We start from the raw sequence: 14,997 nt of genomic DNA, 5'->3' as shown, positions 1-14,997 counted from the left end.
GCCTTGGGCGTGCGCCGCCGTGTGATGGTAGACGTTTGCCATGGGCCCTGATCCCGCTGTGGCAGCGGTACGTCTTGCCGTGCGCAGGGTGCTCGCCGACCTGCCTGAGGGGGCGACGGTGCTGGCCGCGTGCAGCGGGGGCGCAGATTCGCTCGCGCTCGCTGGGGCATTGGCCTTCGAAGCACCCAGGGCGGGGCGTCGAGCCGGAGCCGTCACCATCGACCATGGCCTGCAGGACGGCTCGGACAGGCGGGCCGAGGCGGTGGTCCGGACCATGGTCGGCCTTGGTCTCGACCCAGCGGGATCCATCGCGGTGACCGTCGATGGCCCGGGCGGTCCGGAGAATGCCGCCCGCGACGCCCGATACGGGGCCCTCGACGATGCCGCCGATCGATTGGGCGCTACAGCCGTCCTGCTGGGTCACACGCAAGACGACCAAGCGGAAACCGTCCTGCTAGGTCTGGCACGTGGTTCCGGGGCCCGCTCGCTGGCCGGCATGCCCGCCACTTTCAGGCGCACCAGCGGTGCCCTGTACCTGAGGCCTTTGCTGGAGCTGGATCGCGCCACCACGCGTCGCGCCTGTAAGGCCATGGGGCTGGACCCTTGGGACGACCCCCACAACATCGACCCCGCCTACGCGCGCGTGCGTGTCCGTCACGAGGCCCTTCCTGCTCTGGAGAAGGCGCTCGGCCCGGGAGTGGCCGAAGCACTGGCACGGACGGCGAGGATGCTGCGCGACGACGCCGACGCCCTCGACGAGATGGCCGCTCGCGCCTACTCCGGCTTGGAGACCTCCGAAGACGGCTGCGAGGTGGCGGTCCGCCTGGAAGGGCTCGAAGGGCTGCCCAGGGCCGTCCGCACAAGGGTGCTGCGTATGGCGGCGGTCAGGGCCGGCAGTCCACCGGGTACGCTCGCGGCGGTCCATATCGATGCAGTGGATCGGCTGGTCACGGCCTGGCACGGCCAGCGGCACGTGGATCTGCCCGGGGGGCTGCGCGCCTTCAGGAGGTCTGGGAAGCTGCTGTTCGGCCCGGTTTGACGTCGCGGCGTGTGCGGATCGTCGCGTGCCGTGTCCGCCGCGCACCGCCCGAACGGCGCGCGGCGGTGTCCGTCCGACGTCCGTCCCACCGGACGGGCGAGGTCTGAGCTATGAGGTGGGGTTGTGGACGAGAAGGACCTGGGCAGCGACCTGGCGAAAGTGCTGATTTCCGAGGACGACCTGCAGGCCAAGGTGCGCGAGCTCGCCGCGCAGATCGACGCCGACTACGCGGGCCGGGACCTGCTGCTCGTCGGGGTCCTCAAGGGCGCCGTCATGATCATGGCCGACCTGGCACGGGCGCTGCACTCGCCCGCCTCCATGGACTGGATGGCCGTGTCGTCCTACGGCTCGGGCACCAAGTCCTCCGGCGTCGTCCGCATCCTCAAGGACCTCGACACCGACATCCTCGACCGGCACGTCCTGATCGTGGAGGACATCGTCGACTCGGGCCTGACGCTGTCATGGCTGGTGAGCAACCTGCGCTCGCGCAACCCGGCCTCCCTGGAGATCTGCGCGCTGCTGCGCAAGCCGGAGGCCGTCACGACCGACATCGACGTGAAGTACATCGGCTTCGACATCCCCAACGAGTTCGTCATCGGCTACGGGCTCGACTATGCGGAGCGGTACCGGAACCTGCCCTTCGTCGGGACCCTCGCCCCGCACGTGTACGGCGGGGACGGAGCCTGAGCGTCCTGGAGGGGCCCGGAGGGCGGCGGGAGGGGGCCTGATCGCCCCGGACATGCCCGCACTGCCCGGAGACGCGCCAAGGCCCCCAGGGAACAAGGGACCGTGACGATTCGTTGCAAAGGTCGTTGAGGGGTATAGGCAAGGGATGCGGGGGAACAGCGTCGGCTGCGTCTCCTGCGCCTGCGGTGTACCGTCGGTGTCCCGGACCCTGGGTTCGGGAAGCCATATGAGGGAAGCCGCCACGGAGGGACCGGAGCCCCGGGCGACGGGCCTTCCCGTTGGTCGCATTGGTTGGTCGCAGTGGCGTCCGTCCCCTGGGACGGGCGAGGATCGCACACAGAGTTGGTCAGGAGGGACGGGCCCCTACGGGGTAACCGGATAAATGGACGTGAAGCGCTATTTTCGCGGGCCGCTGCTGTGGATCCTGCTGTTCGGCCTCTTGGTCGCCCTCGTCATGTGGGGCGTCAACCCCGGCCGTTCGTTCGAGAAGGTCGACACATCCAAGGTCGTCCAGGAGATCAACGCGGGCCAGGTGAAGTCCGCCAAGATCATTGACAAGGACCAGCGGATCGAGCTGACGCTCACCAACGGCAAGCAGCAGCAGGCCTCCTGGGTCGAGGGCCAGGGCCTGCAACTGCAGCAGCAGCTCCAGAACCAGGCCAACGCCGGCAAGCTGTCCGGCGGCTACAACGTTGATGTCCCGAAGCAGAGCTTCTTCCTGAACCTGCTGTTCAGTCTGCTGCCCATCGTGGTCATCGTGCTGATCTTCCTGTTCATCATGAACCAGATGCAGGGCGGCGGCTCGCGGGTGATGAACTTCGGCAAGTCCAAGGCCAAGCTCATCACCAAGGACACCCCGAAGACCACCTTCGCCGACGTGGCCGGGGCCGACGAGGCCCTGGAGGAACTCGAAGAGATCAAGGACTTCCTGCAGAACCCGGCGAAGTTCCAGTCGATCGGCGCCAAGATCCCCAAGGGCGTGCTGCTGTACGGCCCGCCCGGCACCGGCAAGACGCTGCTGGCGCGCGCCGTCGCCGGCGAGGCGGGCGTGCCCTTCTACTCGATCTCTGGTTCGGACTTCGTCGAGATGTTCGTCGGCGTGGGCGCGTCCCGGGTCCGCGACCTGTTCGAGCAGGCCAAGACCAACGCCCCCTCGATCATCTTCATCGACGAGATCGACGCCGTCGGCCGGCACCGCGGCGCGGGCCTCGGCGGCGGCCACGACGAGCGCGAGCAGACCCTCAACCAGCTGCTGGTCGAGATGGACGGCTTCGACGTCAAGGGCGGCGTGATCCTGATCGCCGCGACGAACCGCCCCGACATCCTCGACCCGGCGCTGCTGCGTCCCGGCCGCTTCGACCGCCAGGTCACCGTGGACCGCCCCGACCTGGAGGGCCGCAAGGGCATCCTGCGCGTGCACGGCCGGGGCAAGCCGTTCGCGCAGGACGTCGACCTCGACGTGATCGCGCGCCGCACGCCCGGCTTCACCGGCGCGGACCTGGCCAACGTGATCAACGAGGCGGCGCTGCTCACCGCGCGGTTCGACCGCAAGCTGATCGACATGGACACCCTCGAGGAGTCCATCGACCGCGTCATGGCCGGGCCAGAGCGCAAGACCCGGGTGATGTCGGAGAAGGAAAAGAAGATCATCGCCTACCACGAGGGCGGGCACGCCCTGGTGGCGCACGCGCTGCCGAACTCCGACCCCGTGCACAAGGTGACGATCCTTCCGCGCGGACGGGCCCTGGGTTACACCATGACCCTCCCGATGGAGGACAAGTTCCTCACGACCCGTTCGGAGATGACCGACCAGCTCGCCATGCTGCTGGGCGGGCGCACCGCGGAGGAACTGGTCTTCCACGAGCCGACCACCGGCGCGGCCAACGACATCGAGAAGGCCAGCTCCATCGCCCGCAACATGGTGACCGAGTACGGCATGAGCGAGCGCCTCGGCGCGCGCAAGTTCGGCACCGGGCAGGGCGAGGTCTTCCTCGGCCGCGACATGGGCCACGAGCGCGACTACTCCGAGGACATCGCCTCCGCGATCGACGACGAGGTCCGGCGCTACATCGAGGGCGCGCACGACACCGCGTGGGAGATCCTCGTCGAGTACCGGGACGTCCTGGACGAGCTCGTCGTCAACCTGATGGAGAAGGAGACGCTGTCCAAGAACCAGGTGCTGGAGATCTTCGCGCCGATCCAGAAGCGGCCGCACCAGAACTCCTACACCGGCTACGGCAAGCGCCTCCCGTCCGACCGTCCGCCGGTGCTCACACCCAAGGAACTGGCCCTGCTCGGCCCGCAGGACGTCGCCGACCTGACCAAGAACAACGGCCAGAGCGGCGTCGCCTCTGAGGCCGTCGACCCGGCCCCGGGCGAGAGCTGACGGCCTTGGCGATCCCGTACGACGAGGCGCCGCTCGAGAACGATCCGCCGGGCGAGACAGTGCACGGCGGGCGTTTCGACCACGCGCGCATCGAGAAGGCCGTCCGCGAGATCCTGATCGGCATCGGGGAGGACCCCGACCGTGACGGGTTGCGCGACACCCCCGCCAGGGTGGCGCGCGCGTACGCTGAGCAGTTCGCGGGCCTGCGCCAGACGCCCGAGGACGCGCTCACCACGGTGTTCGACGCCGACCATGAGGAAATGGTCCTGGTGAAGGACATCGAGGTGTACTCCGTGTGCGAGCACCACCTGGTGCCTTTCCACGGGGTCGCGCACGTGGGTTACACGCCCAACAAGAAGGGCCAGATCACCGGGCTGTCGAAGCTGGCCCGGCTGGTGGACGTGTACGCCCGGCGGCCGCAGGTGCAGGAGCGTCTCACCAGTCAGGTGGCCGACGCGATGATGACGGTGCTGGAGCCCCGCGGGGCCATCGTGGTGATCGAGGCCGAGCATCTGTGCATGACGATGCGCGGGGTGCGGAAGCCGGGGGCCAAGACGGTGACGTCGGCGGTGCGCGGCGACTTCCGGGATCACGCCGAGACGCGGTCCGAGGCGATGAGCCTGATTCTCGGCCGCTGACGAGGGCTCGGGCTCTCCGAGCCCGTCCGAGCGTCCGAACGGGCCTCAGCGTAAAGCTGAGGCCCGTTCTGCTGCTTTCGGAGAGGGTATGCCGGACTGATGGGGCGGTGAAGCGCCGCTCCGGCGGGTCGATCGCAAGGCATAGGGTTGGGTGACATGACCAGTGCCGCCGTTCCGGGGCTGCCCGAGCCAGGGCGCTGCCTCGTCATGGGCGTGGTCAACGTGACCCCCGACTCCTTCTCCGACGGCGGTGCCTGGTTCGACCCGGAGAAGGCGGTCCGCCACGGGCTCGATCTCGTTGGCGAGGGCGCCGACATCGTGGACGTGGGCGGCGAGTCGACGCGGCCTGGCGCGCAGCGCGTGACCCAGGAAGAGGAACTGCGCCGTGTGGTTCCGGTCATTGAGGCCCTCGTGGCCGAGAACGTCCCCGTGAGCGTCGACACCATGCGCGCCGAGGTCGCGGAGGCCGCGGTCGGTGCGGGCGCGCGGCTGGTGAACGACGTGAGCGGCGGCCTGGCCGACCCGGACATGCCGCGGGTGGTGGCCGCCGCAGGCGTGCCCTACGTGGTCATGCACTGGCGCGGCCACAGCCATGACATGTACAACCGCGCCGTCTACACGGACGTGGTGCGCGAGGTGCGCGACGAACTACTGCACAGGGTCGACGCCGTGCTGGGGGAGGGCGTCGACCCGTCGATGGTCGTCCTCGACCCTGGGCTGGGCTTCGCCAAGAACCCGGAGACAGGGCACAACTGGTCCCTGCTCGCCCATCTGGACGCGTTCACTGGTCTCGGCTACCCCGTCCTGGTGGGCGCGTCCCGCAAGGGGTTCCTCACGCGGCTTCTTGCGGAACCGGACGGGACGCGCCGTCCGTTCGGCGAATGCGACGACGCGACCGTGGCCATCACGTCTCTCGTTGCGGCCGCCGGGGCATGGTGCGTAAGGGTGCACAGGGTCCGGCCCAACGCGGACGCGGTACGAGTGGCGGCCGCGATGCGCGCGGCGGGTCTGGTCGTCCATGACAGCGGCGGCCAGGAGAACGCAGGCAAAGGCAGCAATACCAAGGGCAGCGCTATCAGCGACAGTAACGACGACGGGAGTCCGCGCCTATGAGCCGTGCGGTGAACCGCGCCGACGTGGACGAGGTCCATGCCGAGTTCTATGCCGCGTTCGAGGCCGGTGACTTCGACCGCATGTCGGCGGTCTGGGCGGACGGCCCGTATGCCGACGGCGTCTCCTGCGTCCACCCCGGCTGGACGATGCTGCGGGGACGCGAGGCGGTCCTGCGCTCGTGGGCGCTCATCATGGCCAACACGTCCTACATCCAGTTCGTGCTCACCGACGTGGAGACGGACGTGTACGGCGACCACGCCGTGGTGACGTGCAAGGAGAACATCCTGACCGCCGACGAGGACACCGAAGCGGGGTTCCTCGCCGGTGGAAGCATCGTGGCGACGAACGTGTTCGTACGGGCGGGCGGGGAGTGGCGGCTTCTGCTCCACCACGGCTCCCCCGTCCTCAACGTCGTGGATGCAGAGGAAGAATGACTCTCGACCGCATCGAGTTGCGCGGGCTTCGGGCACGGGGGCGCCACGGATGCCTGCCGGCCGAGCGCGACCTGGGCCAGGAGTTCGTCGTCGACGCCGTCCTCGGCCTCGACACGCGCCCCGCCGCTGAGGGCGACGACCTCTCGCGTACCGTCGACTACGGAACGCTCGCCGGCCGGCTGGTCGCCGCCGTGGAGGGGGAGCCTCTGAACCTCCTCGAAACGCTCGCCGACCGGCTGGCGAAGATATGCCTGGAAGACCGACTGGTGTCCGAGGTCGAGATCACCGTCCACAAGCCGAGCGCCCCGATCCCGCACCCCTTCGCCGACGTCGCCGTGAAGATCACGAGGAGTCGCCCATGACAGCGTCCGACCGCATGCCCGACCGCACCGCCACCGGGGGGCACATGCTGGTCCAGCACCGTGTCGTGTTCTCGATCGGCAGCAACCTCGGGGACCGGCTGGACAACATCCAGGAGGCCGTCGACGCACTGTTCGACGCGCCGGGGCTCCACTTCGTGGCGTTCTCCCCGGTCTACGAGACCTCCCCCTTCGCGCCGCCCGGGGAGAGCATCCCCGAGCAGGGCGACTTCCTGAACATCGTGCTCATCGCCGACACGCGCCTGCCCCCGGAGAACCTGCTGGAGCGGGTCCTGAACATCGAGAACTCGATGCGCCGCGAACGCCTGGTCCGCTGGGGACCCCGCACCCTCGACATCGACATCGTGACGTTCGGGGACATCACGTCCGACGACCCCGATCTGACGCTCCCGCACCCCCGCGCGCACGAGCGCGCGTTCGTCCTCGTCCCGTGGGCCGACATCGAGCCCGACGTGCTCCTGCACGGGCACGGCCGTGTCGGAGACCTGGCCGAGGCCAGGCAGGCGGAGGGCGGCCCGTCGGTCTGCCGCCGGCGTGACGACCTGGCTCTGCAGCAGCCTGCATGAAGCCGTCCCGCCCCCTGTTCCTCGCCGCCCTGGTGGTCGTCATAGGGGTGATCACCTGGGCGGTGCTGCGTTCTGCCTACCTGTCGCTGCCCCCGCTTCCGTGGACGGCGGTGCCGACGCTGCTGCTGCTCGCCCTGGGCGAGGCGTTCACCGGGCTGAACGTGCTGCGCCGCATCCGCCGCAGGCCGTCCAGCGGTCGCGCGGCCGACTCCGCCCGCAAGCCGATGCCGAAGCCGCTGGATCCCCTGGCGGTGGCGCGGCTGGCCGCCCTGGGGAAGGCCAGCGCGCATTCCGCGGCGGTCATCGCGGGCGTGTTCGGCGGGTTCGCGGTCAGCCTGTCCGCCTCGCTTGAGAAGTCGACCCCCCGGCACGACTTCTTCGTGAGCGGCGGCACCTTCCTCGCGGCCGTCGTGCTGGTGGCGGCGGCGTTCTTCCTGGAGTACGCGTGCCGGGTTCCCAAGGGACCGGACGACGAGCACGGCGACCGGCCTGGCGCGTCCCGAGCCTGAGGGCGGCCCGGACGGGCGCCGGGCGTGGTCGCAGCGCGGGACGGCTTGCGGCTGCGCTACTTGTCGATGTCGCCGACGACGAAGAACATCGAGCCGAGAATGGCGATCATGTCGGCGACGAGGTTGCCGGGCAGCAGCTCCGCGAGCACCTGGATGTTGTTGAACGAGGCGGACCGCAGCTTCATCCGCCACGGTGTCTTCTCGCCCCGCGACACCAGGTAGTAGCCGTTGATGCCCAGCGGGTTCTCCGTCCAGGCGTAGGTGTGCCCCTCGGGGACCTTCAGAACCTTCGGCAGCCGTTGGTTGATGGGGCCGGGCGGAAGGTCGGCGAGGCGGTCCAGGCAGGCGTCCGCGAGGTCGAGGGACGCGTGCACCTGGTCGAGCAGGCACTCGAAGCGGGCCAGGCAGTCGCCCTCCGACCGGGTGACCACGCGGACGTCCAGTTCCCCGTAGCCGAGGTAGGGCTCGTCACGGCGCAGGTCGAAGTCGACGCCGGACGCGCGCGCGATGGGGCCGGACACCCCGTACTGCAAAATCTGTTCCGGAGTGAGGACGCCGACCCCCCTGGTGCGGGCTCGGAAGATCTCGTTGCCCATGATGAGGTCGTCGATGTCGCCCATGCGGGCGCGCACTTCGGCGACCGCCGCCCGCGCGCGCGCCGCCCAACCGACGGGGAGTTCGTCCTTCAGCCCGCCGACGCGGTTGAACATGTAGTGCATGCGCCCACCGGAGATCTCCTCCATGACGCGTTGCAGGACCTCGCGCTCGCGGAACGCGTAGAAGATCGGGGTGATGGCCCCCACTTCCAGCGGGTAGGAGCCCAGGAACATCAGGTGGTTGAGGATCCGGTTCAGCTCTGCCAGCAGCGTCCTCGCCCATACCGCGCGTAGGGGGACCTCCATGCCGAGCATGCGTTCGACGGCGAGAACCACGCCGAGTTCACTGGAGAACGCCGACAGCCAGTCGTGCCGGTTCGCCAGGACGATGATCTGCCGGAAGTCGCGGACCTCGAACAGCTTCTCCGCTCCGCGGTGCATGTAGCCCACGATGGGCTCGGCGGCCGAGATGCGTTCGCCGTCCAAGGTGAGCTTCAGCCGGAGCACGCCGTGGGTGGACGGGTGCTGGGGGCCGATGTTGAGGGTCATGTCCTCGGTGGCGAGCTCCTTGGCGCCCGCACCGATCCCGACGATCCGTTCGGTGGTCATGGTCGCGCCTCCGCCACTCCGATCACCGCTTCATGGTCCCATGGCGAGCGGTAGTCGTTATCCGGTTGACTAGGGGGCAATGAACGCGAGCCACGGCGAACCGCCGTTCGATCCCGCCGCGCATCCCGGACAGCAGGGCGCGGTGCGTCCGACCGCGCCGTCCGCTCCGGGCCACGGCGGTCAGCCCCCTGGTCAGGGACAGGTAGGGGCACCCTACCCGCCGCAGCAGGGGCCGCCCGTCTACCAGGCGGATCAGGCCTTCGCGCCTGGGGCCGGCCTCCACTGGTCGCCCATATCCAAACGCCATGCCTTGCACAGGCTTCTCACCGCGGTCCTGTGGGCGATCCCCGTAGGCGGCGTAGGCGCTTTCATCGTGTGGAGGAACGGGACCGTGGTCGCGGCGTCCATGTGGGTCGCCGCCGTCGTGCTCGGGGTCGTCCTCACCTGGGTGGTCGCGGAACTGGACCGCAGGGCCTACGGCTACGTGGAGCGCGGCGACGACCTCATCGTGACCCATGGCGTCCTCGTCCGGCGGCTCATCGTGGTCCCCTACGGGCGGATGCAGTTCGTCGACGTCACCGCGGGGCTTCTGGAGCGGTGGATGGGTGTCGCGACCATCCGGATGCACACCGCCGCCGCGGCGACGGACGCGACGATTCCGGGACTGCCCACTGCGGAGGCCGCGCTCCTGCGTGACCGCCTCGCGCAGAAGGGCGAGGAACGGAGCATGGGCCTATGAGCGGCCCCTATGGCCCGTATGGCCCGCCCGGGCGATCCGGACCGCCGCCCGGACCGCCTGGGCCACCAGGCCCACCCGGGCCGCCCGGCCCCTACGGTCGCCCTGCGGGGCCGCCGTACCCGCCGCCCCGTCCCGGGTTTGGTCCGCCCCGTCCGCCGTATGCGTACGGACCGCCGCAGCCGCAACGCCCACCGATCCGCTTCTCGGAGGGCACGCACAGGCTCCACTGGGCGACGGCCCCACTGCGCGCGTTCGTCTTCCTCATCATCTACTTCGTCCTACTCGGCTTCCCCCTGCTGCTGACGCAGACCAGCAGTGGCATCACCTTGGCGCTCACGCCCGAGGTGATCCTGCGGTTCATCCTCGTGACCATCCCCATGGGACTGGTCGCAGTAGGAACCGGCCTGTGGACCTGGCTCGCACTGCGTTTCCGTGTCGACAACGACGACCTCGTCGTCGAAACCGGCATCCTCCGTAAGAACGCGCGCCGCATCCCGCTATCGCGCATCCAGGCAATTGACGTGGTGCGTCCGCTGGTGACGCGGGTGTTCGCGCTTTCTGAGGTGCGCGTGGAGCTGGCAGGGGGCGAGCAGAGCGAGATCGCCCTCCGCTACCTGGGACGGCAGTCGGCGCAGCAGTTGCGTGCCGAACTCCTCGCCCGTGCGGCCGGGCTCCCGGGCCACACCCCGGAAGCGCCAGAACGGCACCTGTGGCGTGTCCCGTTCGGCTCTCTGCTCGGGTCGCTCGTCGTGCGGCTGCCCGTCCTCGGGACGGTGCTGCTCTTCCTCGCGTCCCTCATCTTCCTCGTGATGTACGCGGAGGGCGGCATCCTGGCCGTCACCATCCCGGTCCTGCTCGGCCTCATCCGAGCCGTGATCGCACCGCTGGTCATGTACGCCAACTTCACGGTCGCGATGTCACCGGACGGGATCCGCCTGCGCTACGGCCTGCTGGAGACCCGGATGCAGACGCTTCCGCCGGGCCGCGTCCAGGCCGTCAGCATCGTCGAACCGGTGATCTGGCGCAGCCTGGGCTGGGCCCGCGTCGATGTCACCGTCGCCGGATACGCGGGCGAGCGCCAGGCGCTCTCGTCGACCCTTCTGCCCGTCGCGCCCCGCCATGTCGCCTTGCACCTCGTCTCGCAGGTCTTCCCGGGCACGCAGGTGGACGCCGTCGCCCTCGTGCCGGCGTCGTCCAAGACCGTGTCGATCGAGCACGCGGAAGGCGCCGGCACCGACGACGTGGTCTTCGTGACCCGGCACGGATGGCCCTGCCGCCGCACGGACGTGATCGCCCACGCGCGCGCGCAGAGCGTCAGGCTGACCGCGAACCCCTTCCAGCGTCTGCTGGGCCTGGCGACCGTCCACGTGGACGCGCCTCCGGGGCCGGTCCAGGTGGCCGCGGCGGACCGCGAGCTGGGCGAGGCACGCGCGATCGTCGAGTCCACGGCGAGCCGGGCCCTCGCCGCCCGCCGGGCCGGTGGCGGCGACCCCACCCACTGGGCCCGCTGACGACTTATCCACAGAAACGCGTTCCACTTCCACGGCCCTCGGTGTCCCTCGACGATGGAACGCGTCGGCCCGCCCGAGGGGGGAGGGCGGGCCGACCCCGCCGGCGGTCGCGGTGTGCCGCGCGGGTTCGGTCACTCGGGCACCATTCGACCGCGAAGGGGACATATCGTTCGGGCATGAGCGACCTGGCCTACGACCCCTGGTCCACCGCGTTCGTGGCGGACCCGTACCCGGTGTTCGAGCGGCTCCGCGCCGAGCGTCCGGTGTTCTTCCACGAGCCCACCGGCCAGTGGGTGATCAGCCGCTACGAGGACGTCGACGCGCTGCTGCGCGACCGGCGCCTCGGGCGGTCCTACCTCCACATCGCGAGCCACGAGGAGTTCGGGCAGGAGCCGGAGCCCGACTTCCTCGAACCCTTCTGGGACATGGTCCGCGCCGGGATGCTGGACGTGGAGCCCCCCACCCACACGCGGTTGCGGCGCCTGGTGTCCAAGGCGTTCACGGCGCGCATGGTGGAGGGCCTGCGTCCGATGATCCGCCGCCTCGCCGAGGAGCTGGCGTCGGGGCTCGCGGACAGGGGCGGCGGCGACCTGCTCGCCGAGATCGCCGAGCCGCTGCCGGTGAACGTGATCGCCGAGATGCTGGGCGTCCCCGCCGGGGACCGGCACCTCCTGCGTCCCTGGTCGGCCGACATCTGCGGCATGTACGAGCTGAACCCGCCCGAGGAGGTCCAGCGGACCGCCGTCCGCGCGGCCGTGGAGTTCTCCGACTACCTGCGCCACCTGGCCCGCGCCCGGCGCGCCGAGCCGGGTGACGACCTCATCACCGCGCTGGCCCACGTCGTGGACGAGGGCGACCGCCTCACCGAGGACGAGCTGGTCGGCACCTGCGTCCTGCTCCTCAACGCGGGCCACGAGGCCACGGTGAACGCGACGGGCAACGGCTGGTGGACGCTGTTCCGCAACCCCGGCGAGCTCGAACGCCTCCGGTCCGACCCGTCTCTCGTGCCCACCGCGGTCGAGGAACTGCTGCGCTACGACACCCCGGCGCCCATGTTCGAACGCTGGGTGCTGGAGGACATCAGGGTCGCCGGCGTCGACATTCCGCGTGGTGCCGAGGTCGCCCTCCAGTTCGCGTCCGCCAACCGCGATCCGGAGGTGTTCGCCGACCCGAACCGGCTCGATCTGGGCCGTGACCCGAACCCGCACATCACCTTCGGCCTCGGCATCCACTACTGCCTGGGCGCCCCTCTGGCCCGCATCGAGCTCACCGAGTCATTCGGCGCCCTCCTGCGCGCAGCCCCCGCTCTGCGCCTCACCACCGAACCAGAGTGGAAGCCCGGCTACGTCCTACGCGGCCTAACCGCCCTCCATGTAGAGCGCTAACCGCTCTAGGCGAGTGGTCTCGGCATCGACATGTCACGATTCGGCCCCTTGTCTGCCTTTCTGCTGGACCGAAGGGGCGCGCAAGGGGCGTTAGCCGGTACGCGTCAGGAGGGCGGGGATGGGGATCTCGATGGACTGGGTGAGCCAGCCGAAGCCGCCCAGGCCTGAGGGGTCGGTCAGTTCGGCGTCCTCGCCTGCGTGGCACAGGGCGGCCACGTAGGCGCGGGGGTCCTGGTGGGCCAGGTCGAGCGGCGGGCGGGTTCCTGAGAGGCCCAGGGCGCGCAGGGCCTCGCGCTGGGTCGTCAGGAGGCTGGAGGTCGCGCCGGCGCGCCGTCCGGCGACCAGGCAGGCGTCGAGCGCGACATGGGCGGTGACGTCGCACGATCCGTCGGGGACGGCGGGGACGGTCGCGCCGTCGCGGTAGCCGGTCAGCGTCCCGTAGACGGGGCGGGCCTCGCGGGAGTGCGAGTAGTCGACGGCGAGCGCGAGGCCGGCGGACAGGCGGCCGATCACGGACGCCCAGGCGGCGCAGCGCGGATGCCCGATCTCGGCGCGGTCGCCCGGTTCGGACAGCGGCCACCACTGCTCCAGCCAGCCGGTGTCCTCGGCGGACGGCGGCGGCCCCGGCCGCTCGGTTCCGCTGACCGGTTCGACGAGCACGGTCCGGACGCCCTCGGGGGTGCGTTCCACCACGTCCAGCGGCACGTTGTCGAGCCACTCGTTCGCGACGGCGAGGCCGGTGATGCGGGCGGGAAGGTCGGAGCGCCAGGCGATCCGGGAGGGGACGTCCGCCGGACGCGGCGCGAGCTCCACCGCCGTCGGGACGAGCCGGGCGTCCAGGTCCGGCGGCACGCAGGCCAGGATGTTGCCGAGCAGGCGGCCGGATCCCGCTCCGATGTCGACGATGTCCAGCCGGTCGGGGCGGCCGAGCAGGGCGTCGACCTCGACCAGCAGGCGGGCGATGGCGGCGGCGAAGCGCGGCGAGGCGTGCACCGAGGTGCGGAAGTGCTCGGCGGGGCGTTCGCGCCGGTAGAAACCGTCCTCCCCGTAGAGGGCCCGCTCCATCGCGGTGCGCCACGTCAGCCATCCGGAAACCAGCGACTCCACGACTGCGACGTTACCGTGAGTGGCGGGCCCGGATGGGCCATCCCTGCGGCGGACGCGGGTCCGACCTGCGGCTGATCCCGAGGTGACCTGCGGGTACGTACGCTGTCGGCATGGTGGCGAGCGCATGGGAGTGGCTTCGGGACAAGAAGCCGCTCGTCGACGCCTTCTTCGCCCTGCCGGTCGTGTTCTTCTCGGTGCCGTCGCTGCTGGTGGGGCCGAGCGGGATCGGCGCGGGGTCCTACGTGCTGCTGACCGTCGCGCTGGCCGGGCCGCTGGTGCTGCGCCGGACGTTCCCCCGGACGGTCTTCGCCGTCGTCGCGCTGGTCTCCTTCGTCCAGTGCGTGCTGGGGCAGATCCCGGTGCCGGCGAACGTGTCCGTCCTGATGGGGCTCTACACGGTCGCGGCCGGGTGCGCGTTCCGCTGGGGGCTCGCGGCGGCGCTGGTCGGGGAGGTGGGCGCGGTCATGGTGACCTACCGCTACCCGAGCGGCGCCAGCGACCGGAAGTTCACGTTCGTCATGATGACGGTGCTGGTGGCGGGCGTGTACGTCCTCGGCCTGCACATGCGCACGCGCCGGGCGTACCTGCGTTCGGTGGAGGAGCGGGCCGAGCGGCTCGAGCGCGAGCGCGACAACGAGGTCAAGGTGGCGATGGCGGCCGAGCGCGCCCGCATCGCCCGGGAGCTGCACGACGTGGTGGCCCACAACGTCAGCGTGATCGTGGTGCAGGCGGACGGGGCGTCCTACGCGATCGACACCGACGTGGGACGGGCTCGGCAGGCGCTCGACACGATCTCCTCGACGGGGCGGCTGGCGCTCGCGGAGATGCGGCGGCTCCTCGGCGTGCTGCGCGAGAACGACGACGCGGGGGCGTACGCGCCGCAGCCGGGCGTGGCGCAACTGGACGAGCTGGTCGAGCAGGTCCGCGCGGCCGGGCTGGCGGTGGAGTTCGAGGTCGACGGGGACCCCGAGGCCATGTCGGAGGGGCGCCAGCTCACCGTCTACCGGATCGTCCAGGAGGCGCTGACCAACACGCTCAAGCACGGTGGCCCGCGGGTGAGCGTGTCGGTGCGGCTGCGCTACTCCGGCGACGCGCTGGAGATCCGGGTGGTCGACGACGGGCGCGGGGCGGCCGCGCCCGACGACGGCCGCGGCCACGGGCTGGCGGGGATGCGCGAACGCGTCGCCGTCTACGGCGGCACGGTCACCGCGGTCCCGCGCGCCGGTGGCGGTTTCGAAGTGGCCGCGGTCCTCCCGGTGCGCGAGGAGGTCGCCGCGTGACCGGCCGCGGCGGGCGGG

General features: G+C 70.6%; 15 protein-coding genes. 13 read left to right on the top strand and 2 right to left on the bottom strand.

Annotated elements, in window-relative coordinates:
- The first annotated feature begins 40 nt into the window (after window positions 1–40).
- The 9 genes from tilS to BKA00_RS25125 all read left to right on the top strand — a co-directional run bounded on the left by tilS (window position 41) and on the right by BKA00_RS25125 (window position 7,752).
- A complete protein-coding gene (gene tilS, locus BKA00_RS25165) occupies window positions 41–1,039 on the top strand; it encodes a tRNA lysidine(34) synthetase TilS (RefSeq protein ID WP_185028822.1) in 999 nt (332 codons plus the stop codon).
- A gap of 123 nt (window positions 1,040–1,162) precedes the next feature.
- Window positions 1,163–1,726: a hypoxanthine phosphoribosyltransferase gene (hpt, locus tag BKA00_RS25160; protein WP_185028820.1), complete on the top strand. Its 564-nt coding sequence runs from the start codon at window positions 1,163–1,165 to the stop codon at window positions 1,724–1,726.
- Between the two features lie 382 nt (window positions 1,727–2,108).
- Window positions 2,109–4,112, top strand: a complete 2,004-nt coding sequence (gene ftsH, locus BKA00_RS25155) for an ATP-dependent zinc metalloprotease FtsH (RefSeq protein ID WP_185028818.1) — start codon at window positions 2,109–2,111, stop codon at window positions 4,110–4,112.
- Between the two features lie 59 nt (window positions 4,113–4,171).
- Window positions 4,172–4,750 carry a GTP cyclohydrolase I FolE gene (folE, locus tag BKA00_RS25150; protein ID WP_185034760.1) on the top strand — a complete coding sequence of 193 codons (579 nt, stop codon included), beginning with the start codon at window positions 4,172–4,174 and terminating at the stop codon, window positions 4,748–4,750.
- 156 nt (window positions 4,751–4,906) lie between these two features.
- The gene (gene folP / locus BKA00_RS25145; protein ID WP_230299165.1) at window positions 4,907–5,863 is read left to right on the top strand and encodes a dihydropteroate synthase; all 957 of its coding nucleotides are present in this window, start codon (window positions 4,907–4,909) and stop codon (window positions 5,861–5,863) included.
- Complete coding sequence (locus tag BKA00_RS25140; protein ID WP_141580195.1) at window positions 5,860–6,297, top strand: nuclear transport factor 2 family protein; 438 nt, start codon at window positions 5,860–5,862, stop codon at window positions 6,295–6,297. The genes folP and BKA00_RS25140 overlap by 4 nt, the downstream gene beginning before the upstream one ends.
- Window positions 6,294–6,659 (top strand): dihydroneopterin aldolase, encoded by a 366-nt coding sequence (gene folB / locus BKA00_RS25135; protein WP_185028816.1) that lies wholly within the window; start codon window positions 6,294–6,296, stop codon window positions 6,657–6,659. The genes BKA00_RS25140 and folB overlap by 4 nt, the downstream gene beginning before the upstream one ends.
- Window positions 6,656–7,243, top strand: a complete 588-nt coding sequence (folK, locus tag BKA00_RS25130) for a 2-amino-4-hydroxy-6-hydroxymethyldihydropteridine diphosphokinase (protein ID WP_185028815.1) — start codon at window positions 6,656–6,658, stop codon at window positions 7,241–7,243. The genes folB and folK overlap by 4 nt, the downstream gene beginning before the upstream one ends.
- Window positions 7,240–7,752 (top strand): DUF3180 domain-containing protein, encoded by a 513-nt coding sequence (locus BKA00_RS25125; protein ID WP_185028814.1) that lies wholly within the window; start codon window positions 7,240–7,242, stop codon window positions 7,750–7,752. The genes folK and BKA00_RS25125 overlap by 4 nt, the downstream gene beginning before the upstream one ends.
- Window positions 7,753–7,808: 56 nt before the next feature.
- Here BKA00_RS25125 and BKA00_RS25120 read toward each other — a convergent pair whose 3' ends face one another.
- A complete protein-coding gene (locus BKA00_RS25120) occupies window positions 7,809–8,957 on the bottom strand; it encodes an NADH-quinone oxidoreductase subunit D (RefSeq protein ID WP_185028812.1) in 1,149 nt (382 codons plus the stop codon).
- A 391-nt stretch (window positions 8,958–9,348) separates the two neighbouring features.
- Between BKA00_RS25120 and BKA00_RS39215 the strand changes: the two genes are divergently transcribed.
- From BKA00_RS39215 to BKA00_RS25105, 3 genes are all read left to right on the top strand, one after another.
- The gene (locus tag BKA00_RS39215; RefSeq protein ID WP_230299166.1) at window positions 9,349–9,696 is read left to right on the top strand and encodes a PH domain-containing protein; all 348 of its coding nucleotides are present in this window, start codon (window positions 9,349–9,351) and stop codon (window positions 9,694–9,696) included.
- Window positions 9,697–10,022: 326 nt separating this feature from the next.
- On the top strand, window positions 10,023–11,207 hold the full coding sequence (locus BKA00_RS25110) for a PH domain-containing protein (protein WP_230299167.1): 1,185 nt from the start codon (window positions 10,023–10,025) through the stop codon (window positions 11,205–11,207).
- 176 nt (window positions 11,208–11,383) lie between these two features.
- The gene (locus tag BKA00_RS25105) at window positions 11,384–12,592 is read left to right on the top strand and encodes a cytochrome P450 (protein WP_185028806.1); all 1,209 of its coding nucleotides are present in this window, start codon (window positions 11,384–11,386) and stop codon (window positions 12,590–12,592) included.
- Window positions 12,593–12,682: 90 nt separating this feature from the next.
- Here BKA00_RS25105 and BKA00_RS25100 read toward each other — a convergent pair whose 3' ends face one another.
- Window positions 12,683–13,699 carry an SAM-dependent methyltransferase gene (locus BKA00_RS25100; RefSeq protein WP_338072156.1) on the bottom strand — a complete coding sequence of 339 codons (1,017 nt, stop codon included), beginning with the start codon at window positions 13,697–13,699 and terminating at the stop codon, window positions 12,683–12,685.
- A 110-nt stretch (window positions 13,700–13,809) separates the two neighbouring features.
- Between BKA00_RS25100 and BKA00_RS25095 the strand changes: the two genes are divergently transcribed.
- Window positions 13,810–14,979 (top strand): sensor histidine kinase, encoded by a 1,170-nt coding sequence (locus BKA00_RS25095; RefSeq protein WP_185028804.1) that lies wholly within the window; start codon window positions 13,810–13,812, stop codon window positions 14,977–14,979.
- Window positions 14,980–14,997: the final 18 nt, after the last annotated feature.

It is taken from the genome of Actinomadura coerulea (assembly GCF_014208105.1).
GTDB lineage: Bacteria > Actinomycetota > Actinomycetes > Streptosporangiales > Streptosporangiaceae > Spirillospora > Spirillospora coerulea.
Note: the sequence above shows the minus strand (reverse complement) of the source record. Positions and strands in the feature narration are given on the sequence as shown.

Bases quoted from the DNA above. Each gene is read 5' to 3' on its own strand.
- tilS (WP_185028822.1), top strand. From the start codon at position 41: ATGGGCCCTGATCCCGCTGTGGCAGCGGTACGTCTTGCCGTGCGCAGG.
- ftsH (WP_185028818.1), top strand. From the start codon at position 2,109: ATGGACGTGAAGCGCTATTTTCGCGGGCCGCTGCTGTGGATCCTGCTG.
- folP (WP_230299165.1), top strand. From the start codon at position 4,907: ATGACCAGTGCCGCCGTTCCGGGGCTGCCCGAGCCAGGGCGCTGCCTC.
- BKA00_RS25140 (WP_141580195.1), top strand. From the start codon at position 5,860: ATGAGCCGTGCGGTGAACCGCGCCGACGTGGACGAGGTCCATGCCGAG.
- folB (WP_185028816.1), top strand. From the start codon at position 6,294: ATGACTCTCGACCGCATCGAGTTGCGCGGGCTTCGGGCACGGGGGCGC.
- folK (WP_185028815.1), top strand. From the start codon at position 6,656: ATGACAGCGTCCGACCGCATGCCCGACCGCACCGCCACCGGGGGGCAC.
- BKA00_RS25125 (WP_185028814.1), top strand. From the start codon at position 7,240: ATGAAGCCGTCCCGCCCCCTGTTCCTCGCCGCCCTGGTGGTCGTCATA.
- BKA00_RS25120 (WP_185028812.1), bottom strand. From the start codon at position 8,957: ATGACCACCGAACGGATCGTCGGGATCGGTGCGGGCGCCAAGGAGCTC.
- BKA00_RS25105 (WP_185028806.1), top strand. From the start codon at position 11,384: ATGAGCGACCTGGCCTACGACCCCTGGTCCACCGCGTTCGTGGCGGAC.
- BKA00_RS25095 (WP_185028804.1), top strand. From the start codon at position 13,810: ATGGTGGCGAGCGCATGGGAGTGGCTTCGGGACAAGAAGCCGCTCGTC.